The organism is Ideonella sp., from assembly GCF_041914305.1.
Taxonomy (GTDB): domain Bacteria; phylum Pseudomonadota; class Gammaproteobacteria; order Burkholderiales; family Burkholderiaceae_C; genus Ideonella.
The window spans coordinates 44,269-64,396 of record NZ_JAYSDQ010000022.1 but is presented as its reverse complement, the minus strand read 5'-3'; the positions used below and the strand labels follow the sequence as shown (position 1 = coordinate 64,396).

The window sequence follows — 20,128 nt, the reverse complement described above, 5'->3', positions numbered from 1 at the left end:
GGCCCGGTCTGAGCCGGTGTCACACTCCTCCCCCTAATTCAAAGGAGAGCGCATGAAGAAGAACCTGTGGCGTAGGCCTGGCCTGCTGGCGGCTTGCGCGCTGGGCGTGTTGCAGGTGGCCTGCGCGGCGCCGCCGGCCCCACCGGCCCCGAAAAGCGCACCGGCCGACACCACCGCGCTGTCGCGCCAGATCCGCGAGCAGATCGGCGATGCCGCCTGCACCGCGAACGAGCAGTGCCACACGATCGCGATCGGCCACAAGGCCTGCGGTGGGCCGGAAACCTACGCCGTGTGGTCCAGCGCGGTGAGCGACGGCAAGAAGCTGCGTGAACTGGCCGACGCCTACACGCAGGCGCGCAAGCAAGAGGCCGAGCAGTCGGGCCGGGTGTCGGACTGCTCGCTCGTCACCGACCCGGGGGCCCGCTGCGAGGCCGGGCGCTGCGTGCCGGCGGGGCGCTCACCGGCGGTGATGTAGCCACCCGCCGATCGGCCAAGAAAAACGCCACCCGAGGGTGGCGTTTTCAATGGGGCGGGCCCGGTCAGTGGGCCTGGCCGCCGCGTGGGTCGAACGGCAGCGTCAGCTGGCTCAGGTCCTTGCGGGTCTCGACCAGCACCAGCGGGCCTTCGTCGACCACGACGACCGGCGGCCGTTCGCGCGGCACGCGCACCGGCTGCGGCTCGGCCGCCATCGCGTCCTGCGCGGCGCGGATCTTGTCGGCGTCGGAGTTGACCCAAGTCAGGCCGGCGGTGTCGGCGATGCGCTGCAACTCGTCCATCGCCAGCACGTAGGGCTCGACCCGTGCCGGTGCCGGCTTCGGTGCGGCGGCCTGGGCGGGGGCGGGCGAGGGCGCCGGCGGCGGGGGCGCCACGGCGGCCACGCTGGCGGGTTGCTCGATGGCCTCGGTCGCGGCGCGTGCCGCGGCGATCGGGTCGGCGCTCAGCTCGGTGCCTTGGTCAGCCACCGGCTGGGCACGCTCGCCGCGGTCCCCACGCTCACCGCGGTCGCGCCGTTCACGGCGTTCGCGGGGCTCTCGCGGTTCACGCGGCTCGCGGCGTTCGCCGTCGGCAACGTCGGCCGCCACCGGGGCGGCCGTGGGCTGCTCGTCGCCCACGTCGGCGGCGGTTTCGCCTTCGGCACCTTGGCCTTCGGCGTCACCTTCACCACGCTGGCCGTCACGGGCCTCGTCGCGGCCACCACGGCCACGGCGGCGGCGGCGGCGGCGGCCTTCGCCCTCGCCGCGGTCGCCTTCCGGCGCGGCGCCCACATCGGCGACAACGCCCTCGGCGGTGCGCTCGATCACCTCGGCCTCGGTCGGCTGCTCACGCTCGAGCTCATGCTCACGCTCGGGGCGTGGCGGGCGCTGCTTGGGCGCCTCGTCGTGGCCACGCGCGGCCGGCAACGGCTGGGTGGCCTCGAAACGGTCGGTTTCGGCCCCGGCAGCCACCGGGGCGGCGGCGCCGCGGCGGTTGCGGTCACCGCGGTTGTCGCGACCTTCGCCACGGCCGCCTTCGCCTCGGCCTTCATGGCGGCCCCCTTCGCCGCGGCCCCCTTCACGTCGACCTTCCTGGCGGCCCTCCTGGCGACCTTCCTGGCGACCTTCCTGGCGACCTTCCGCACGGCCTTCCTGCCGGTCCGGACGACCCTGGCCTTCCGGGCGACCTTCGCGGCCACCCTGGCGGTTGCCATCGGCCGGCTTGGCGCCGCGTTCACCACGCTCGCCACGTTCACCGCCGCGCTCGTTGCGCTCACCGCGGCGGCCATCGCGGCCACCGCCCTTGCGGTCGCCACGGCCGCCTTCGCGGTTGCCGTCGCGGCCTTGTTCACGGCCTTCGCGGCCCGCTTCACGGCTGCCGGTGCGCTGGCCCGGCTGGGCTGCGGGGGCAGCGGCCGGGGTCGGCGTGGCCGGCGTTTCGGCGACACCGAACAGCTTCTTCAGCCAGCCGAAGAACCCACCGCTGGCCGGTGCGGCGGCCGGCGCGCGGGCCCACTGCGGCTTGTCGGCGGGCGGCTGGGCGGCGGGCGCGGCAGCGGCCACCGGGGCCGGTGCGGGCGGCGGCGGTGCCACCGGCGCCGGCTGGTCGGGCAGCACGCCCTTGATCACCGGCTCTTGCTTGGGCTTGGCCTTTTCGCGGCGCGAGATCGAGACCTCGTCGTCCGGCTCTTCGATCATCGTGTAGCTGGCCTGCAGGTTCTCCAGGCGCGGGTCGTCGTGGCGCAGGCGCTCGAGCTTGTAGTTCGGCGTGTCCAGGTGCTTGTTCGGCACCAGCAGCACGGTGGTGCGCTGCCGCAGCTCGATCTTGGTGATTTCGGTGCGCTTCTCGTTCAGCAGGAACGAGGTCACCTCCACCGGCACCTGCACGTGCACGGCGGCGGTGTTCTCCTTCATCGACTCTTCCTGGATGATGCGCAGGATCTGCAGCGCGGAAGATTCGGTGTCGCGGATGTGGCCGGTGCCGTTGCAGCGCGGGCAGGTGATGTGGCTGCCTTCGCTCAGGGCCGGGCGCAGGCGCTGGCGGCTCAGTTCGAGCAGGCCGAACTTGGAGATCGACGAGAACTGCACGCGGGCCCGGTCCTGGCGCAGCGCGTCGCGCAGGCGCTGTTCGACCTCGCGGCGGTTCTTCGACTCTTCCATGTCGATGAAGTCGACGACGATCAGGCCACCCAGGTCGCGCAGGCGGCACTGGCGGGCGATTTCGTCGGCGGCTTCGAGGTTGGTGCGGGTGGCGGTCTCTTCGATGTCGCCGCCACGGGTGGCGCGCGCCGAGTTGACGTCCACCGCGACCAGCGCCTCGGTGTGGTCGATCACGATCGCGCCGCCAGAGGGCAGGTTCACCGTGCGGCTGAACGCGGTCTCGATCTGGTGCTCGATCTGGAACCGGCTGAACAGCGGCGCATCGTCGCGATAGCGCTTCACGCGATTGGCCGTTTCCGGCATCACGTGGTTCATGAACTGGTGGGCCTGCTCGAAGATGTCGTCGGTGTCGATCAGGATCTCGCCGACATCGGCGGTGAAGTAGTCGCGGATCGCACGGATCACCAGCGACGACTCTTGATAGATCAGGAACGCGCCCTTGCCGCCCTTGGACGCGCCGTCGATCGCGTCCCACAGCTTGAGCATGTAGTTCAGGTCCCACTGCAGCTCGGCGGCCGAGCGGCCGATGCCGGCGGTGCGAGCGATCAGGCTCATGCCCTTGGGGTACTCGAGCTGGTCGAGGTTTTCCTTCAGCTCTTCGCGGTCTTCACCCTCGATGCGGCGGCTGACGCCACCGCCACGCGGGTTGTTGGGCATCAGCACCAGGTAGCGCCCGGCCAGCGAGATGAAGGTGGTCAGCGCGGCACCCTTGTTGCCGCGCTCTTCTTTTTCGACCTGGACCAGCAGTTCCTGGCCGTTGGAAATGACGTCCTGGATCTTGGCGTCACGGACGCCGACGCCTTCCTTGAAATAGGTGCGGGAGATTTCCTTGAACGGCAGGAAACCGTGGCGGTCTTCGCCGTAGTCGACGAAACAGGCTTCGAGCGAGGGCTCGACACGCGTCACGACCGCTTTGTAGATATTGCCCTTGCGCTGCTCGCGGCCTTCGATTTCGGTTTCGAAATCGAGCAGCTTCTGGCCGTCGACGATCGCGAGGCGCCGCTCTTCCGGCTGCGTCGCGTTGATCAACATACGTTTCATGTGCACTCCTCGTCACGCACCCGTCCCGGTGTGGGACAGGCGCGAGCCTGTGAGGCGTCAAGCCGGCTGCTTCGGGCAGGCCGGCCCACGCCTCGACCGATGCACGAGAAACAACAACGACGGCCGGAAGAAGGAATCGCCCTGGACTGCTTCGAACCGCTGTTGGCGGTTTCAGCGAGGCAGCGTTGGCGCGTGCGGCGACACAGCAGCGGCATCGGCGCGAGCCCAGCCCGACCCCCACCCGGCACGAAATGCCGGGCGCAGGCCCGCCAGCACCCAGGGCCGCGCCGGCGGAAATGCGCCGGGGCCAAGGGTCAGCAGACCAAGGGGGTGGGGGAAGCTCATGCGCGAACGGCGCTTTTTGTTGTCGTCGCTGGCGTCGAGGCAGTCGAGCGGGTCACGCCGATCGCCTCGTGCCAAAAACCTTGGTGGATCCCCGCAAGATCGCGGGGCGGCACATCCGATGTCTCTCTGCCACGCCCGGCGCCCCGACCGGCGGCCACTTTGGAGCCCGCCATTTCACGGCACGGTGAGCGTGTTGCATCACCTTGAAAATCACGGGCGCATTCGCCGCCCGCCACCACCTTGGACCCGCAATGCCCGGGTAAACTCTTGAAAATCAAGCACTTACGGCTCTAACGTGGCGCAGACCATTATAAAGGCGAAAAGCCGCGCGCCGGCGGGCCCTGTCACGCGGCGGTCATCGAAGCCGGCCGCGCCGAAACCCGGTTCTGCCAAACCCGCCCGGCCAAAGGCCGCGACCGCACCGGCCGCCCGGCCGGCCGTCGCCTCGCCGCCACCCGCCGCGCCCGAGGTCCGGCGCCTGGCGGTCGACGAAGGCTCGGCCGGCCAGCGGCTGGACAACTTTTTGCTGCGCGAGCTCAAGGGCGTGCCCAAGACCCACGTCTACCGCATCATCCGCTCGGGCGAGGTGCGGGTGAACAAGGGCCGGGCCGCCGCCGACACCCGGCTCGAAACCGGCGACGAGGTGCGCGTGCCTCCGGTGCGCGTGGCAGCCCCCCACGCCGAGATGGCCGCCGAATCGGTGCCGCCGCGCGAGTTTCCGGTCCTGTTCGAAGACGAGCACCTGCTGGTGATCGACAAGCCGGCCGGCGTGGCAGTGCACGGCGGCAGCGGCGTCAGCTTCGGCGTGATCGAGCAACTGCGCCGCGCCCGCCCCGACGCCAAGTTCCTCGAACTGGTGCACCGGCTCGACAAGGAAACCTCCGGCCTGCTGCTGCTGGCCAAGAAGCGCAGCGCACTGACGAACCTGCAAGACCAGTTCCGCCAGCGCGAGACCGGCAAGACCTACGCCGCGCTCGTCAGCGGCCGCTGGCCGGCGAACAAGAAGGTCATCGACGTTGCGCTGCACAAGTACCTCAACGCCGACGGCGAGCGCCGCGTGCGCGCGGTGGCGGCCGACCATGGCGAGGGCCAGCGCTCGATCTCGCTGGTGCGGGTGGTGGCCAGCTACCCCGGCACGGCCCCGGGCTTCACGCTGCTGGACGTGACCATCAAGACTGGCCGCACGCACCAGATCCGCGTCCACCTGGCCCACGAAGGCCACCCGATCGTCGGCGACGACAAGTACGGCGAATTCGCGCTGAACAAGGCGTTGGCCGCCGGCCGGCTGGCCAACGGCTGCCGCTTCGACCGCATGTTCCTGCATGCCCGGCGCCTGGCCTTCGACCATCCCGCCAGCGGGGAGCGCATCGAGCTGCACGCCCCCCTGCCACCCGAATGCGAGACACTGCTCGCGAGCCTCGCCGACCCTTCAACTGCATGACCCGCACCCGCCGTTTCGACCTGATCGCCTTCGACTGGGATGGCACCCTGTTCGACTCCACCGCACTGATCGTGCGCAGCATCCAGAACGCCTGCCGCGACATCGGCGTGCTGGTGCCCGACGACCAGCGCGCCGCCTACGTGATCGGCCTGGGCCTGCGCGACGCGCTCGAATATGCGGTGCCCGGCCTGCCGCCCGAGCGTTACCCCGAGCTCGGCGCGCGCTACCGCCACCACTACCTGGCCAGCCAGCACGAGCTGAGCCTGTTCGCCGGCACGCTGCAGATGCTGCATGCGCTGAAAGAGCGCCAGCATTTCCTCGCCGTGGCCACGGGCAAGAACCGCCGCGGGCTCGACGATGTGCTGGGGCTGACCGAGCTGCGCGGCCTGTTCGACGGCAGCCGCACGGCCGACGAGACCTTCTCGAAGCCGCACCCGCGCATGCTGCAGGAGCTGATGGCCGAGTTCGGCGTCGAGCCGTCGCGCACGCTGATGATCGGTGACACCACGCACGACCTGCAGATGGCGGTCAACGCCGGCACGCCGTCGGTCGGCGTCAGTTTCGGCGCCCATGACCACGAGTCGTTCGTGCCCTTGTCGCCGCTGTTCGTCGCCCATTCGACGCGCGAGCTGCACGATTGGCTGCTGCGCCATGGCTGATGTTGCCCCCACGCTCCCTTCCGGTCGCTGCTTGCTATGACGGCACCGGTCCCTGCCGTTGAACAGCACGTTTGCGCCAGCGCCGACCTCGAAGAGCGCGGCAAGGCCGTGGTCTTCGATGTGCTGCTGTGGCGCCAGCCGGCGCGGGCGTTTGCACTGCGCTTCGACGGCCGCGTGGTCGCCTACCTGAACCGCTGCGCGCACGTGCCGACCGAGCTGGACTGGCAGCCCGGCGAGTTCCTCGACCTGGACAAGCGCTGGATCATCTGCTCGATCCACGGCGCCACCTACGAGCCGTCCGATGGCTATTGCATTGCCGGCCCGTGCCGCGGCGAGCACCTGATGGCGCTCGACGTGGTGGAGCGCGACGGTCAGGTGTATTGGTATCCTAGCCCCGACATCCAGCCGGTCGTGTTCGACTGACACCTCCGTGCTGCGGCCCGCCTTCGCCTCGTGCACACCCTCCACCCCTTCTTCAGCGGCCCCGCGCCGAGCTTTCGATGAGCCTTCCTGACGACCCCGCGCAGACCCCTGCGCCGACCCCCGCGTCCGAGCCGGCCGCGCCCGCGCCGGCCATGGTGGCGCCGCCGCCCCCGGCGCCCGCCCCCGAGGCACCGGCCCCTGCGCTGGCAGGCATGGAAGTCTTGCTGCGCCAGGTGTCGACCGAGCTGCTGCGCGACCGCCGCAGCGCCCGCCGCTGGAACCTCGCCCTGCGCCTGGGCTGGTTCGGCCTGGTGCTGGCCGTCGTCTGGGGCCTGGCGACGCAGCGCGGCGGTCACCCGAACACGCCGACCGGCCCGCACACCGCGCTGGTCGAGGTGCGCGGCGAGATCGCGGTCGACGCCGAGGCCAACGCCGAGCAACTGGTGGCGTCGATCCGCAGTGCGTTCGAAGACGAAGGCGCCAAGGCGGTCGTGCTGCGCATCAATTCACCCGGCGGCAGCCCGGTGCAGGCCGGCATCATCAACGACGAAATCCGCCGGATGAAGGCCAAATACAAGAAGAAGGTCTACGCGGTGGTCGAAGAGACCTGCGCCTCGGGGGCCTACTACATCGCGGTGGCAGCCGACGAGATCTACGTCGACAAGGCCAGCGTGGTCGGCTCGATCGGCGTGCTGATGGACGGCTTCGGCTTCACCGGCCTGATGGACAAGCTGGGCGTCGAGCGCCGCCTGCTGACCGCCGGCTCGAACAAGGGCATGCTGGACCCGTTCTCGCCGGTCGACCCGAGGCAAACCGCCTATGCCAAGGCGATGCTCGACCAGATCCACCAGCAGTTCATCAAGGTCGTGCGTGACGGCCGTGGCGACCGGCTGAAGGAAACACCGGACACCTTCTCGGGCCTGTTCTGGAACGGTGAAGAGGCGGTCAAGCTGGGCCTGGCCGACCATTTCGGCAACCTCGACTACGTGGCCCGCGAGATCGTCAAGGCCGAAGAGGTGATCGACTACACCCCGCAAGAGAACGTGGCCGAACGCCTGGCCAAGCGTTTTGGCGCGTCGATCGGCGAAGGGGCGGTGCGCACGCTGCGCAACGTCGCGCCGTTGCGCTGAACCCGCGGGACCGGACACCCCCACGCGCCGGCCCGCCGCCCCGATGGTCGACCTGACGCTGCCCGACGCTGCACCGGCCCACGGCCACGGCGACGTCACCGGGCGTCTGGTGGCCCGCGTGCAGGCCTGGCAGCATCGCCACCCGCTGGCGCGTCGCCTGCCGGCCGCCGACGTGACCGGTTTCGGTGTCATCGCGCTGCCGTATGCCGCGGCAAAAGGCGGCGGCCGGCCGCAGCCGCTGTTCCACCAGCCCAGCCTGGTGCCGGGCCTGTCGCACCGGGCGCTGGTCGAGTTTGCCCAGCGCCACGCGGTCAGCCAGCGGCCGGGCCCGGCCGATTGGCCGCAGCGTGACGTCGAGCGCGCCGACGCTTCGGCCGAGCCGGCACCACTGACCCGTTACCTGCTGACCGCCGCGGTGACCGAGCCGGTCGCGCCGGGGGCCCTGCCGCGCCGCTTGTTGATCGCGCCCGAGGGCACGGCCATCTGGGGCCCGCGCCCGTTGAGCCGGCCGCGGGTGGTGGCGGCGCTGTTGATCGTTGCCGCGGCGCTGCTGGGGCTGGCCGTCGCAGGCTGGGGCCTGCGCGGCAAGTGGGCCCGGCCGGCGGTGGTGGCGGCGTCGGCGGCATCGGCACCGGCCGCCTCGGCCCCGGTGACCGCATCGCCGGTGGTGGCCGCCAGCCCGGCGTCGGCTGCCGTTGCCAAGGCGGCGTCCGCCCCCCTTCCGGCCTCGGCGGCCGTGCTGCCGCTGGCCGTGTCGTCGCCGAGCCGGGTTGTGGCGCCCACGCCTGTGGCGGCGGTCGCGCCGGCCGTCGCGTCTGCAGTGGTCTCCGGTCGCGCCGCGTCGGCGCCGAAGACAGCGGCGTCTGCCCCGCTGGCCGCGGCCCCTGCCGCCGTGCCCGCGTCGGCCGCGCTGACCCCGCCCCGGGCGGCCTCGGCGCCACCGATCGTGCCGCCCCCGTTGCTGCCGATGCCCAGCGCGCGGCGCAGCGCGGCGGTGGCCGAGGCTGCGTCCGAACCTGCGCCGGCGGCCAGTGTGGCGTTGCCGGCCGGGCCGCACTTTGCGCTGGTGTCGGTGCCGTCCAAGAAGCGGGCGGGGGCCGAGGCCACGCTGGCCCAGGTGCGCAAGGTCCTGGGCCCGGCGATCGGCAATCTGCAGGCACAGATCATGCCCTCGCCAGAAGGCTTCGTCGTCACGATCTGGCCGTTGCCGACCCAGGCCGATGCCGAGCGGCTGGCCGAGGTGCTGGGGCGGCGCGGGGTGCCGATGAAGTGGCTCGAATTCTGAGGACACGACGGAACTCGGGCGTGGCCCAGGGGGTCGTGTCGAACATGCGGTGCCCCTGGGGCGCTTGCGTGTCAAGGCGCATGATCGGCAACAGGGTCACGGTTGCCGTGCACCGCGCGGGCCGGAAGAATGCAAAGGCCCGCGTGACGGGCGCCGTCGCCAGACCATGAGCCAAACGCTGGACGCACCTGCTCGCAAACGCAGCCGACACACCCGGTCGGCGGCGGCGCGCGCGCATGTGCCGGCCCGTGCGCCGCAGGCGGGCCGCAGCCACGGCCTGCCGTCGCCGCGGCGGGTGCTCGCGGCCCAGGTGGTGGCATGGCACAACCGCCATCCGCTGGCGCGCCGCATCAACCGCCGGCAACTGGGCGGCTACGGGGTCGTCAGCCTGCCGTTCTCGCCGGCACTGCCCGAGGGGCAGGACGGGCCGCCGCGCTTTCCGATGTTCGACGACCTGTCGCTGATCCCCGGCCTGTCGCGCAGCAAGGTGGTGGCGCTGGCACTCGCCCAGGGCTGGCAGGAGCGGCCCGGTGCGCCCGAATGGCCGCTGCGCCAGGTGCCGGTGGCCAAGGGCTGGGACGCGTCGAAATCCGAGCCGATCCACCTGCTGACGGTGGCGCTCAAGCGCGGCAAGAAGAAGCCGCCGCTGCGCCTGCTGGTCGGCCGCTCGGCGTCGGTCGAGCTGGGCGGGGTGATCGGCCACCGGCTGTCGAGCCGGCCGCGGCTGGCGCTGGCCGGCCTGGTGTTGCTGTTGCCGTTGCTGCTGGCCGGCTGGGGCTTGAAGCAGCTGTGGCCGTCCGGCCGCGGCACCAAGCTGGCGTTGCCGCCGGTGGCCGAGGCGCCGCGCCAGGCCGATCCGGCGCGGGGCGATTCGGGCGGCCCACCCCGCGGCGGCGTGTCGGCACGGCCGACTGCGCCGCCACCGTTGCCGGGCACCGCCGGCATCCCGGTGGCCACCGCGCCGGGGTCGGACGACATCCTGCCGGTGCCGAAGGCCGTCGACGCCGTGCCCGGCAAGGGCCCGCGCGTCGGCAGCGGCTTGTCGGCCGAAGCAGGCGACCCACGCGCTGCGGCCGGCCCTGACCAGTTTCGCCTCGTCGGCCCGCCGCTGCGCGACCCGACGGCACTGCAGAGCCAGGCGAACAGGCTGCAGTCGGTGCTCGACACGATGGGCCAGACCGGTGGCCGCCTGCGCATGGACGTGGTCGGCACGCCCGAAGGCGACGCGCTGTCGATCGGCCCGGTGGGCGACCAGGCCGAGGCCGAGCGCATTGCCAAACGCCTGGCCGCGCGGGGCATCACGCTGAAGGTCACCGAGCAGCCCTGACTGCGTCCGTGAGCGGCGCCGTCATAGATTGTTGATTCGCGGGTTTTCCCCAGGCGCTGACAGTTACAGGCAGAATCCGCCCCGTGCTGCAGCGCAGCACCCGTTCAACTCCCGGTTCCCCCATGAGCGTCCATCCCCAGCCCGCCCCCGAAGCCAGCGCCACGCGCCCCGCGTGGACCCTGCCTCGTCTGCGCGAAGCCAGCGCACGCGGCGAGAAGCTGGTGATGCTGACCTGCTACGACGCGACCTTTTCCCGCGTGCTGGACGAAGCCGGCGTCGACATCCTCTTGGTCGGCGACTCGCTGGGCAACGTGATCCAGGGCGAGGCCAGCACCTTGCCGGTCACGCTGGAACAGATGGCGTACCACACGCGCGCCGTGGCCCAGGGCAAGCGCAGCGCGTTCCTTGTCACCGATCTGCCGTTCGGCACCTATGAAGCCAGCCCCGAGCAGGCCTTTGCCTCGGCGGCCACGCTGATGCGTGCCGGTGCGCAGATGGTCAAGCTCGAAGGCGGGGGCTACACGGCCGAGACGGTGCGTTTTCTCACCGAGCGCGGCATCCCCGTCTGTGCCCACCTGGGCCTGACGCCGCAGCGCGTGCACGCGATCGGCGGCTACCGGGTGCAGGGCCGCGACGATGCGGCGGCCAAGCTGCTGCTCGACGACGCCACCGCGCTGGCCCAGGCCGGCGCTGCGTTCCTGGTGCTGGAGCTGGTGCCCTCGGCTGTCGCACGACACATCAGCGCCGAGCTGCCCCAGCTGATGACGATCGGCATCGGTGCCGGTGCCGGCACCACCGGCCAGGTGCTGGTGCTGCACGACCTGCTGGGCCTGACCGGCGGCACCGGCGGCAAGCGCCCACGCTTTGTGCGCGACTTCACCCGCGTGCCCGGTAGCGCGGCCGACGCGCCCGGTCTCTCGATTGCCCAATCCGTGGCCGCTTACGTGGCCGCCGTGAAAGACGGCAGCTTCCCCGACGAAGCCATCCACGGCTACTGACCTCCTCATGCAAGTTATTCATTCGATTGCCGAACTGCGGCGCACGCTGGCTCGCCAGAACCAGACGGTGTTCGTGCCGACGATGGGCAACCTGCACGAAGGCCATTTGTCGCTGGTGCGCGAAGCCAAGCGCTGGGGCGGCCCGGTGGTCGCGAGCATCTTCGTCAACCGGCTGCAGTTTCTGCCGCACGAAGATTTCGACCGCTACCCGCGCACCTTGGCGCGCGACGTCGAGCTGCTGACCGGTGCCGGCTGCAACTTCGTCTTCGCGCCCGACGAGGCCGAGCTGTACCCCGAGCCGCAGGTCTACAAGGTGGCACCACCAGCGGCGCTGGCCGACATCCTCGAAGGTGAGTTCCGGCCCGGCTTCTTCACCGGTGTCTGCACCGTGGTGCTGAAGCTGTTCCAGTGCGTGCAGCCCAGCGTGGCGGTGTTCGGGCAGAAGGACTACCAGCAGCTGAAGGTCATCACTGAAATGGCGCGCCAGTTCGCGTTGCCGGTCGAGGTGGTGGGCGCCGCGACGGTGCGGGCCGACGACGGCCTGGCGCTGTCGTCGCGCAATGGTTACCTGGCCGAGGCCGAGCGCACCGAGGCGATTGCGCTGCCGCAAGCTTTGCGCAATCTCGCCGACCGTGCCCGCGCAAGCGAGGTCACACTCGCGGCACTGGAGCTCGAAGCGATGGACGCCTTGCGCGCCCGCGGCTGGGCACCAGACTACCTGACGCTGCGCCGCCGCACCGACCTGCTGCCGCCGACCGAAGCCGAGCGCCTGGGCCACGAGCCGCTGGTGGCTCTGGGCGCGGCCCGACTGGGCGCCACGCGCCTGATCGACAACATCGAATGCTGAAATGGGGCCCCCACGCCCCCTCCCGGGGGCTGCCCCCCGAGGGGGGCCTTGCAGCGGACCGGCAAAGCCGGCTCCGCGCAAGAACCTTGGTTGGGGCGAGTAGCGCGAAGCCTTGAGAGAAGAGACAAGCCAATGAACGTCGCCGAACAAACCATTCAACTTCATCGCCCCGCCAAGAAGGCCGTCGCGGCCGCGACGGCCGAGCGCTGGCCGGTGGCCGAGATCGAGGCGCTGTTCGCGCTGCCATTGCCCGAGCTGATCTACCGCGCGCAGACCGTGCACCGCGAGCATTTCGACCCGAGCGAGGTCGAGCTGGCCACGCTGCTGTCGATCAAGACCGGCGGCTGCCCCGAAGACTGCGGCTACTGCCCGCAGTCGGTGCACTACGACACCGGCGTCGAGGCCGGCAAGCTGATGGAAACCGCTGCGGTGCGCGAAGCGGCCGAGGCCGCCAAGGCCGCCGGCGCGACACGCTTTTGCATGGGCGCCGCCTGGCGCGCGCCGAAAGACCGCGATGTCGAGAAAGTGGCCGAGCTGGTGCGCGAGGTCAAGGCTATCGGCCTCGAAGCCTGCTGCACGCTGGGCATGCTGAGCGAAGACCAGGCCCAGACGCTGAAGACCGCCGGCCTGGACTACTACAACCACAACCTCGACACGGCGCCCGAGGCCTACGGCCGCATCATCACGACGCGCGACTACCAGGAGCGGCTGGACACGCTGGAGCATGTGCGCAACGCCGGCATGTCGGTCTGCTGCGGCGGCATCGTCGGCATGGGCGAAAGCCGCGCCGAGCGCGCCGGCCTGGTCGCGCAACTGGCCAACCTTGAGCCGTACCCCGAGTCGGTGCCGATCAACGAGCTGGTGCAGGTCGAGGGCACGCCGCTGGCCGGCACCGACAAGATCGACCCGTTCGAGTTCGTGCGCACGATCGCGGTGGCCCGCATCACCATGCCCAAGGCGCGTGTGCGCCTGTCGGCCGGCCGCCAGCAGATGGACGAAGCGTTGCAGGCGCTGTGCTTCGTCGCCGGCGCCAACTCGATCTTCTACGGCGACAAGCTGCTGACCACCGGCAACCCCGATGTCGAGCGCGACCGTGCCCTGCTGTCGCGCCTGGGCCTGCATGCGCGCGACGCGCAGCACGGCCACGGCTGAGCCTGGCGCTTGCGCGGCACGGCGCCGATGACGCCCCTGCACCTGCCCACCCCGCTGGTCGAATCGGCCGCGTTGTCGCGCGCCGCTGGCCGGCGCGTGTGGCTCAAGCTCGAAGCCCTGCAGGCCCCGGGCTCGTTCAAGATCCGCGGCATCGGCCTGGCCTGCCAGACCTACCGCGAGCGTGGCGCGCAGCGTTTCGTCTCGTCGTCGGGCGGCAATGCCGGCCTGGCGGTGGCCTATGCCGGGCGCCGGCTCGGCGTGCCGGTGCAGGTGGTCGTGCCGACCAGCAGCACGGCCCGTGCGCGCGAGCTGCTGGCCGCTGAAGGCGCCGAGGTCACGGTGCATGGCGATTCGTGGCAAGAGGCGAATGCGCTGGCGCAATCGCTGCTCGGGCCCGACGATGCGTTCATCCACCCGTTCGACGACCCGCTGCTGTGGTCGGGCCACGCGACGATGATCGACGAGGTCGCCGCGGCCGGGCTGCGCCCGAGCGGCGTGCTGGTGTCGGTGGGCGGTGGCGGGTTGTTGAGCGGCGTGATCGAGGGCCTGCGCCGCAACGCGATGGCCGAGGTTCCGGTGTTCGCGGTCGAGACCGAAGGGGCCGCTTCGTTGCACGCGGCGCTGAAGGCCGGCCAGCGCGTCACGCTCGATGCGATCACCTCGATCGCCACCTCGCTCGGGGCCAAGCAGGTCTGTGAACAGGCCTTCACGCTGGCGCAGTCACACCCGCTGAAGAGCCTGGTCGTCAGCGACGCCGACGCGGTGCGCGCCTGCGTGCGCCTGATGAACGACCACCGCCTGGTCGTCGAACCCGCTTGCGGCGCCGCCCTGGCGCCCGCGTACAGCGGCTCTGCCGAGCTGAGCACGGTCGGCGACGACCTGCTGGTCATCGTCTGCGGCGGCGCCACCGCCACGGCCGCCCAGCTGCTCGCCTGGGCCGACAAGCTTCGTTAACTCCCGTCGGCCCTGTCGGGGCCGCATCGCCATGTTCAAGACCTTCTTGCACGCCAAGATCCACCGCGCCACCGTGACCCATTGCGAGCTGCACTACGAAGGCTCCTGCGGCATCGACCAGGACCTGCTGGACGCGAGCGGCATTCGCCCGAACGAACAGGTGCACATCTGGAACGTCAGCAACGGCGAACGGTTCATCACCTACGCGATCTCGTCGCCGCGCGGCAGCGGCGTGATCTCGCTCAATGGCTCGGCGGCCCGGCGGGCGAGCGTTGGCGACCTGGTCATCATCGCGGCCTTCGCGTCGGTGCATGACGACAAGGTCGACCAGCATGTGCCGAAGCTGGTGTTCGTCGACGCCGCCAACCGCATCAAAGAGCTGCGCCACGAGCCCGCCGGCCCGCAAGCCGGCGTGGTTGTCGACGAGGCCTGAGGCAGGCTGACGCGATGTCGGACAGCAGCCCGTTGTTCACGGCCTCGGTGCCGGTGTTCCAGCGTTACCTCGGTCGGCTCGGCGGTTGGCTGGACCGGGCGGAGGCGCATGTGGCGCCGGCGGTGCTGGGCGCCCGGCTGGCGCCCGACATGCTGCCGTTCGAAACCCAGGCCGTGGTCGCGGCGAACTTTGCGCTGCGGGCCGCGTTCCCGCTCGCGGGCCTGGCCGTGCCGCCCTACGGCGATTGGCCGGCCGGCTACACCGGGCTGCGCGCGCGGCTGGCCCATGTGCTGGCGCTGCTGGCGTCGCTCACGCCGGCGCAGTTCGCGCAGGCGGGCTCGCGCCAGGTGGCCAGTGACGCCGGCGAGGCCATGCTGGAGCTGGACGGTGCCACCTTCTTGCACCAGTTCGCCTTGCCTAACTTCTTTTTCCACCTGACCGCGGTCTACGCGATCTTGCGTCAGCAGGGTGTGCCGCTGGGCAAGGCCGATTTCGATGGGTTTCACCGCTACACCGCGGCCGCCTGAACGGAGCACGCCGGCATGGCATTGAACGACGATTGGCGCGCCCGCAGCCTGAAGGCCGTCTGGCACCCCTGCACGCAGATGAAGCTGCATGCGCGGGCCGAACACCCGCAGCCGCTGATTCCGGTTTCACGCGCCGATGGCGTCTGGCTGCACGACCACGAAGGCCGGCGCTACCTCGACGGCATCAGCTCGTGGTGGGTCAACCTGTTCGGCCACAACCACCCCGCCATCCGCGCCGCCCTGGTCGACCAGCTGCACACGCTCGACCATGTGATGCTCGCCGGCTTCACGCATGCGCCGGTGGTCGAGTTGTCCGAGCGCCTGTCGGCCCTGACCGGGCTGGGCCATGCGTTCTACGGCAGCGACGGCGCCAGCGCGACCGAGATCGCGCTGAAGATGAGCGCGCACTACTGGCGCAATGCCGGCCAGCCGCAGAAGTGCCGCTTCGTCGGCATCGCCGGCGGCTACCACGGCGAGACGGTGGGGGCGCTGGCAGTGACCGACATCGCGCTGTTCCGCGAGGCCTACGCGCCGTTGGTGCGCCTGGCCGCCACGGTGGCCAGCCCCGATGCGCGCCAGGCCGCAGCGGGTGAGAGCGCCGTCGACGTGGCCGAGCGTGCCGCGGCCGCGCTGGACGCCTGGCTCATGGAGCATGCGCATGAAACCGCCGCGGTCATCGCCGAGCCGCTGGTGCAGTGCGCCGCCGGCATGGCGATGCACGACCCGGTCTACCTGAAGCGGCTGCGGGCGCTGTGCGACAAGCACCGGGTGCACCTGGTGCTCGACGAGATCGCGGTCGGCTTCGGCCGCACCGGCACGTTGTTCGCGCATGAACAGGCCAATATCCGGCCCGACTTCCTGTGCCTGTCCAAGGGACTGACCGGCGGCACGCTGCCGCTGTCGGCGGTGCTGACGACCGACACGGTCTACGAAGCCTTCTACGACGACGAAGTCGCGCGGGGCTTCTTGCACTCGCACAGCTACACCGGCAACCCGCTGGCCTGCCGCGCCGCGCTGGCCACGCTGGACCTGATCGAGCAGACGAACGTGATCGCCGCCAACCGCGTCACCGCCGAACGCCTGGCCCGGCAGTTCGAGCCGCTGACGCAGCACCCGCGTGTGCGCCACGCGCGCCGGCAAGGGATGATCTTCGCGTGGGACGTCGTGTCCAGCCTGCCCGACTTCGCACGCCGCTATGCGCGCCACGCGCTGGCGCAAGGGCTGCTGCTGCGGCCGATCGGCCACACGCTGTATGCGATGCCGCCGTATGTGATCAGTGAAGACGAAGGCGCGCAGCTGGCGCGCGGTGCGCTGGCGGCGCTCGACGCCACCTTGGCAGAAGAGGGCGCCGGCGCGGCCCGCATCGATGGAGTCGTCGATGGGGTGTGAACCTTGACCACCATCTTCGTCACCGGCACCGACACCGGCGTCGGCAAGACCTTGGTCAGCGCCGCGCTGCTGCACAACCTGGCGCGCCACCACGCCCGTGTCGTCGGCATGAAGCCGGTCGCGGCGGGCCTGGTCGAACACCAAGGGCAGATGGTCAGCGAAGACGTGCTGGCGTTGCGCGCCGCGTCGACGCTGCAGGTGCCACCCGAGCTGGACAACCCGGTCGCCTTGCCCGACCCGCTGTCGCCGCACCTGGCCGCGCGCCGCGCCGGCCGTGTCGTCCGGGTGGGCGACCTGCTGGCACCGGCGCGGGCGCTGCAACAGCAGGCCGATGCATTGGTGGTCGAAGGCGCCGGCGGCTGGCGCGTGCCGCTCAACGACGACGAAACGCTGGCCGACCTGGCGCGCGCGCTGAGGGCCCCCGTGTTGCTGGTGGTCGGCCTGCGCCTGGGCTGCCTGAACCATGCGCTGCTGACGGCCGAGGCGATCCGCGCCGATGGCCTTCTGCTGGCCGGCTGGGTCGCCAACCATGTCGACCCGCAGATGGCCTGCGTCGACGACAACCTGGCGACGCTGCGCGAGCGGCTCGGCGCGCCGCTGTGGGGCGTGGTGCCCTGGTCCGCCGCGCCGGATGCCGCATGCATCACGCTCGACCTACCCGAAGGATTCAGATGACCTGGCTGACCGAATTCGACACCCGCCTGGCGGACCTGGACGCGGCGCACCTGACACGCCGGCGCCGCGTTGTCGTGCCCGAAGCCGGCGCCCGGATGACGGTCAACGGCCGCTCGATGCTGGCGTTCTGCAGCAACGACTACCTGGGCCTGGCCGGCCACCCGGCGCTCAAGGCCGCGGTGCACGAAGCGGTCGACCGCTACGGCGTGGGCTCGGGCGCGTCGCCGATGGTCAGCGGCTACAGCGCCGCCAACGCCGCACTCGAAGCCGAGCTGGCCGAGTTCGTGCAACTGCCGCGTGCGCTGTACTTCTACGCCGGCTACGCCACCAACGCCAGCATCGTGCCGGCGCTGGTCGGTGCCGGCGATGCGATTTTTTCCGACGCGCTGAACCACGCCTGCCTGATCGACGGGGCGCGCCTGTCGAAGGCCAGCATCCACCGCTTCGACCACGCCGATCTGGCCGCGCTCGACGCCCAGCTCGCCGCCGAGCCGGCGCGCCGCAAGCTGATCATCAGCGACGCGGTGTTCAGCATGGACGGCGACGTGGCCGACATCGCGGCGCTGCGGGCGCTGGCCGATCGCCACGATGCCTTGCTGCTGCTCGACGACGCCCACGGTTTTGGTGTGCTCGGCCCGCAGGGGCGCGGTGCGCTGGCGGCGGCCGGTTTGACCGGGGTGAACGCTTCGCCCCGGGTGCTCTACATGGCGACGTTAGGCAAAGCCCTCGGCGTGGCCGGCGCCTTCGTGGCCGGCCCTGACACGCTGGTCGAATGGCTGCTGCAAAAGACCCGCAGCTACACCTACGCCACGGCCGCGCCGGCCCTGCTGGCCGAGGCGCTGCGTGCTGCATTGCGCATCGTCGGCAGCAGCGAGGGCGACCAGCGCCGTGCGCACCTGCAGGCGCTGATCGCTCGCCTGCGCGACGGCCTGGCGCCCGGCGCCGATGCCGCGATCGACGCCGCCGGCTGGGCGCTGATGCCGTCCGACACGGCGGTCCAGCCGCTGGTGATCGGCGACAACGCCGCCTCGCTGCGCGTGATGGCCAGCCTGCAGGACGACGGCCTGTGGGTGCCGGCGATCCGCCCGCCGACCGTGCCGGTGGGCACCGCGCGACTGCGCATCGCGCTGAGCGCCGCGCACCAGGCCGACGAGGTCGACCTGCTGGTGCGCGCGCTGCGCTCGTTGGCGCGGGGGGTTTAGAACCCCACCGCCGCCCGCAGCCCCACCGCCATGAAGCCGGGCGCGTCGGCGTTGCCACCGGCACGGCGGATCCATTGCAGGTCCGGCGTCAGCTCGAGGTGGTCGCTCAGCTTCCAGCGGTAGTAGGCCTCGACGATCTGCTCGTTGCCATGGGCCGCAAAGCCGACCAGCGAGGTGTCGAGCGCGGTCGCCTGGGCCCATTCGCTGCTGGTGTGCACGAAGCCGGCGGCCAGGCCGACCGCGTCGCTGCCGCGGCCCCACGCGCGGCCGCCGTGCTCGAAGCCGACGGTCAGCGCCTTGTCGAAGGCACCGTCGCCCGAGGTGCGCTGGCCCCAGCGGCCGAACAGGTTCCACTCGCGGCCCAGCTTCTGGTCGACCGAGAGGCCATAGCCGCTGTGGCGCTGCGCTGTTTCACCGCCGAGGTCGGTGGTCTGGCCGTTGGTCCACGCATACAGGCGGTAGCTGCCGTGCGGCTCGCCGTTGATCAGCTTGGGCGAGAACTCGAGCTGGCCGATCACCAGCGGGCGGCGCGGGCCGGCGCTGAAGTGGGCGGCGGCGCCCGAGCCGAAGACGCCGAGCGACGCGCCCCAGCCCCAGCCGCGGTCTTCGCCTTCGTCGATGTAGGCCACGCGCAGGCCCGGTGCGAAGCCGTAGGCGTCGGCCGCGATGTCGCCGCCCGAGTCGAGCATCGGGTTGTGCACGAACACGTTGTTCAGGAACTGCGCGCCCTCGTCACCGGCAACCGCGTTCTGGTCGAAGAAGCCGAAGAGGTCGATCTTGCCGAGGTTCATCTCGACGCGGTTGCCCGGCAGGTCGTTGAAGCGGCCGCCGCCCAAGTCCCACTCGAGCTGGCCCCAGGCCTGGGCGACGATCGCATAGGCCTCGTCCGGGCCGGCGCCGGCCTCGAACGGCACCGAGTTCACCGTGGCGGTGTGGCTGGGCCGCAGCGCAACACCGCTGCCCTGGCCGAAGCGCAGGTGGCCAAAGCCACTGAAGCGTGCATCGCCCAGCGCGGCCACCGTGCCCAGCGGCACCCCCACCTCGATGTCGCCGCGGTAGTTCAGGCGGCCTTGTGAGTGGCCGGTGTCCGAGCCGCGGCTGCCCAGTTGCTGGCCGACCGCGACCAGGCTGGTCTCGACCGTCAGGCTGTCGTCGGGGTCGACCTCGGCCGGGCGCGCCAGCGCCTTCACCTGTTGCTCCAGCGCGCCCAGGCGGCCCCAGTCGCTGCCGGCCGCGGGTGGGGTGGGGGCGGTCGTCGCGGCGACCGCGGCGGGTGCTGCTGGTGCGTTAGGCCGGGCGGCCAGCGCCTTCACCTGCTGCTCGAGCTCGGCGTTGCGTTGCTCCAGCTGCTGCATGCGCACCATCAGCTGTTGCAGCTGCTCAGCCATGGCGGGGTCGGCCTTCTTCTCGGCGGCCTTGCCAGCTGCCAATGCGCCACCGCACAGGCCTGCGGCGGCCAGCGCGAGGGCCAGCGTGCGCGCCGGCCGCGCCCATGCAACAGGGGGCGAGGGGCGCGTGCACAGGGCTGTCACCAACGGTTGGTCCACTTTCAAGTTCCTCTCCTCAGCGACTCTTTAATGCAAATGCGAGTTGTTCGCGTTTATGATACGGGCAAAATCTTGTACTGGCGACGGCTGGTGGTGCGAAGGGCGCACTGTGCAGCCGTT

The 20,128-nt window shown here is 71.1% G+C and carries 18 protein-coding genes; 16 read left to right on the top strand and 2 right to left on the bottom strand.

The genetic code is table 11. From position 1 onward, the window contains the following. Positions 1-52: 52 nt before the first annotated feature. Positions 53-475 (top strand): hypothetical protein, encoded by a 423-nt coding sequence (locus ACE3SG_RS24340; protein WP_374568823.1) that lies wholly within the window; start codon positions 53-55, stop codon positions 473-475. A gap of 64 nt (positions 476-539) precedes the next feature. Here ACE3SG_RS24340 and ACE3SG_RS24335 read toward each other — a convergent pair whose 3' ends face one another. Further along, the gene (locus ACE3SG_RS24335) at positions 540-3,674 is read right to left on the bottom strand and encodes a ribonuclease E/G (protein WP_374568822.1); all 3,135 of its coding nucleotides are present in this window, start codon (positions 3,672-3,674) and stop codon (positions 540-542) included. A gap of 823 nt (positions 3,675-4,497) precedes the next feature. Between ACE3SG_RS24335 and ACE3SG_RS24330 the strand changes: the two genes are divergently transcribed. From ACE3SG_RS24330 to ACE3SG_RS24260, 15 genes are all read left to right on the top strand, one after another. Then, the gene (locus ACE3SG_RS24330; protein ID WP_374568868.1) at positions 4,498-5,460 is read left to right on the top strand and encodes an RluA family pseudouridine synthase; all 963 of its coding nucleotides are present in this window, start codon (positions 4,498-4,500) and stop codon (positions 5,458-5,460) included. Next, positions 5,457-6,119, top strand: a complete 663-nt coding sequence (locus ACE3SG_RS24325; protein ID WP_374568821.1) for an HAD family hydrolase — start codon at positions 5,457-5,459, stop codon at positions 6,117-6,119. The genes ACE3SG_RS24330 and ACE3SG_RS24325 overlap by 4 nt, the downstream gene beginning before the upstream one ends. 36 nt (positions 6,120-6,155) lie before the next feature. Beyond that, positions 6,156-6,542: a Rieske (2Fe-2S) protein gene (locus ACE3SG_RS24320; RefSeq protein ID WP_374568820.1), complete on the top strand. Its 387-nt coding sequence runs from the start codon at positions 6,156-6,158 to the stop codon at positions 6,540-6,542. A 77-nt stretch (positions 6,543-6,619) separates the two neighbouring features. Continuing rightward, the gene (locus ACE3SG_RS24315) at positions 6,620-7,672 is read left to right on the top strand and encodes a S49 family peptidase (RefSeq protein WP_374568819.1); all 1,053 of its coding nucleotides are present in this window, start codon (positions 6,620-6,622) and stop codon (positions 7,670-7,672) included. Between the two features lie 43 nt (positions 7,673-7,715). Continuing rightward, positions 7,716-8,957, top strand: coding sequence for a hypothetical protein (locus tag ACE3SG_RS24310; RefSeq protein ID WP_374568818.1), 1,242 nt, complete (start codon positions 7,716-7,718; stop codon positions 8,955-8,957). A gap of 166 nt (positions 8,958-9,123) precedes the next feature. After that, entirely contained in the window at positions 9,124-10,284 is a 1,161-nt protein-coding gene (locus ACE3SG_RS24305; protein WP_374568817.1) for a hypothetical protein, read from the top strand. A 122-nt stretch (positions 10,285-10,406) separates the two neighbouring features. After that, on the top strand, positions 10,407-11,282 hold the full coding sequence (gene panB / locus ACE3SG_RS24300; protein ID WP_374568816.1) for a 3-methyl-2-oxobutanoate hydroxymethyltransferase: 876 nt from the start codon (positions 10,407-10,409) through the stop codon (positions 11,280-11,282). Between the two features lie 7 nt (positions 11,283-11,289). Continuing rightward, a complete protein-coding gene (panC, locus tag ACE3SG_RS24295; RefSeq protein ID WP_374568815.1) occupies positions 11,290-12,129 on the top strand; it encodes a pantoate--beta-alanine ligase in 840 nt (279 codons plus the stop codon). Between the two features lie 132 nt (positions 12,130-12,261). After that, positions 12,262-13,281, top strand: coding sequence for a biotin synthase BioB (gene bioB, locus ACE3SG_RS24290; protein WP_374568814.1), 1,020 nt, complete (start codon positions 12,262-12,264; stop codon positions 13,279-13,281). A 27-nt stretch (positions 13,282-13,308) separates the two neighbouring features. Next, the gene (locus tag ACE3SG_RS24285; RefSeq protein ID WP_374568813.1) at positions 13,309-14,235 is read left to right on the top strand and encodes a pyridoxal-phosphate dependent enzyme; all 927 of its coding nucleotides are present in this window, start codon (positions 13,309-13,311) and stop codon (positions 14,233-14,235) included. A gap of 31 nt (positions 14,236-14,266) precedes the next feature. Next, positions 14,267-14,668, top strand: coding sequence for an aspartate 1-decarboxylase (panD, locus tag ACE3SG_RS24280; RefSeq protein WP_374568812.1), 402 nt, complete (start codon positions 14,267-14,269; stop codon positions 14,666-14,668). Between the two features lie 14 nt (positions 14,669-14,682). After that, positions 14,683-15,195, top strand: coding sequence for a DUF1993 family protein (locus ACE3SG_RS24275; protein WP_374568811.1), 513 nt, complete (start codon positions 14,683-14,685; stop codon positions 15,193-15,195). Positions 15,196-15,210: 15 nt separating this feature from the next. Further along, on the top strand, positions 15,211-16,584 hold the full coding sequence (gene bioA / locus ACE3SG_RS24270) for an adenosylmethionine--8-amino-7-oxononanoate transaminase (RefSeq protein WP_374568810.1): 1,374 nt from the start codon (positions 15,211-15,213) through the stop codon (positions 16,582-16,584). A 3-nt stretch (positions 16,585-16,587) separates the two neighbouring features. Beyond that, on the top strand, positions 16,588-17,259 hold the full coding sequence (bioD, locus tag ACE3SG_RS24265) for a dethiobiotin synthase (protein WP_374568809.1): 672 nt from the start codon (positions 16,588-16,590) through the stop codon (positions 17,257-17,259). Further along, a complete protein-coding gene (locus ACE3SG_RS24260; protein ID WP_374568808.1) occupies positions 17,256-18,461 on the top strand; it encodes an aminotransferase class I/II-fold pyridoxal phosphate-dependent enzyme in 1,206 nt (401 codons plus the stop codon). The genes bioD and ACE3SG_RS24260 overlap by 4 nt, the downstream gene beginning before the upstream one ends. Here ACE3SG_RS24260 and ACE3SG_RS24255 read toward each other — a convergent pair. Beyond that, a complete protein-coding gene (locus tag ACE3SG_RS24255; protein ID WP_374568867.1) occupies positions 18,458-20,008 on the bottom strand; it encodes a carbohydrate porin in 1,551 nt (516 codons plus the stop codon). The genes ACE3SG_RS24260 and ACE3SG_RS24255 overlap by 4 nt on opposite strands. Positions 20,009-20,128 lie beyond the last annotated feature (120 nt).

Excerpts from the sequence above, each read along its gene's own strand:
- ACE3SG_RS24340 (WP_374568823.1), top strand. The coding sequence starts at position 53 with ATGAAGAAGAACCTGTGGCGTAGGCCTGGCCTGCTGGCGGCTTGCGCG.
- ACE3SG_RS24335 (WP_374568822.1), bottom strand. The coding sequence starts at position 3,674 with ATGAAACGTATGTTGATCAACGCGACGCAGCCGGAAGAGCGGCGCCTC.
- ACE3SG_RS24325 (WP_374568821.1), top strand. The coding sequence starts at position 5,457 with ATGACCCGCACCCGCCGTTTCGACCTGATCGCCTTCGACTGGGATGGC.
- ACE3SG_RS24320 (WP_374568820.1), top strand. The coding sequence starts at position 6,156 with ATGACGGCACCGGTCCCTGCCGTTGAACAGCACGTTTGCGCCAGCGCC.
- ACE3SG_RS24315 (WP_374568819.1), top strand. The coding sequence starts at position 6,620 with ATGAGCCTTCCTGACGACCCCGCGCAGACCCCTGCGCCGACCCCCGCG.
- ACE3SG_RS24310 (WP_374568818.1), top strand. The coding sequence starts at position 7,716 with ATGGTCGACCTGACGCTGCCCGACGCTGCACCGGCCCACGGCCACGGC.
- ACE3SG_RS24305 (WP_374568817.1), top strand. The coding sequence starts at position 9,124 with ATGAGCCAAACGCTGGACGCACCTGCTCGCAAACGCAGCCGACACACC.
- panB (WP_374568816.1), top strand. The coding sequence starts at position 10,407 with ATGAGCGTCCATCCCCAGCCCGCCCCCGAAGCCAGCGCCACGCGCCCC.
- panC (WP_374568815.1), top strand. The coding sequence starts at position 11,290 with ATGCAAGTTATTCATTCGATTGCCGAACTGCGGCGCACGCTGGCTCGC.
- bioB (WP_374568814.1), top strand. The coding sequence starts at position 12,262 with ATGAACGTCGCCGAACAAACCATTCAACTTCATCGCCCCGCCAAGAAG.
- ACE3SG_RS24285 (WP_374568813.1), top strand. The coding sequence starts at position 13,309 with ATGACGCCCCTGCACCTGCCCACCCCGCTGGTCGAATCGGCCGCGTTG.
- panD (WP_374568812.1), top strand. The coding sequence starts at position 14,267 with ATGTTCAAGACCTTCTTGCACGCCAAGATCCACCGCGCCACCGTGACC.
- ACE3SG_RS24275 (WP_374568811.1), top strand. The coding sequence starts at position 14,683 with ATGTCGGACAGCAGCCCGTTGTTCACGGCCTCGGTGCCGGTGTTCCAG.
- bioA (WP_374568810.1), top strand. The coding sequence starts at position 15,211 with ATGGCATTGAACGACGATTGGCGCGCCCGCAGCCTGAAGGCCGTCTGG.
- ACE3SG_RS24260 (WP_374568808.1), top strand. The coding sequence starts at position 17,256 with ATGACCTGGCTGACCGAATTCGACACCCGCCTGGCGGACCTGGACGCG.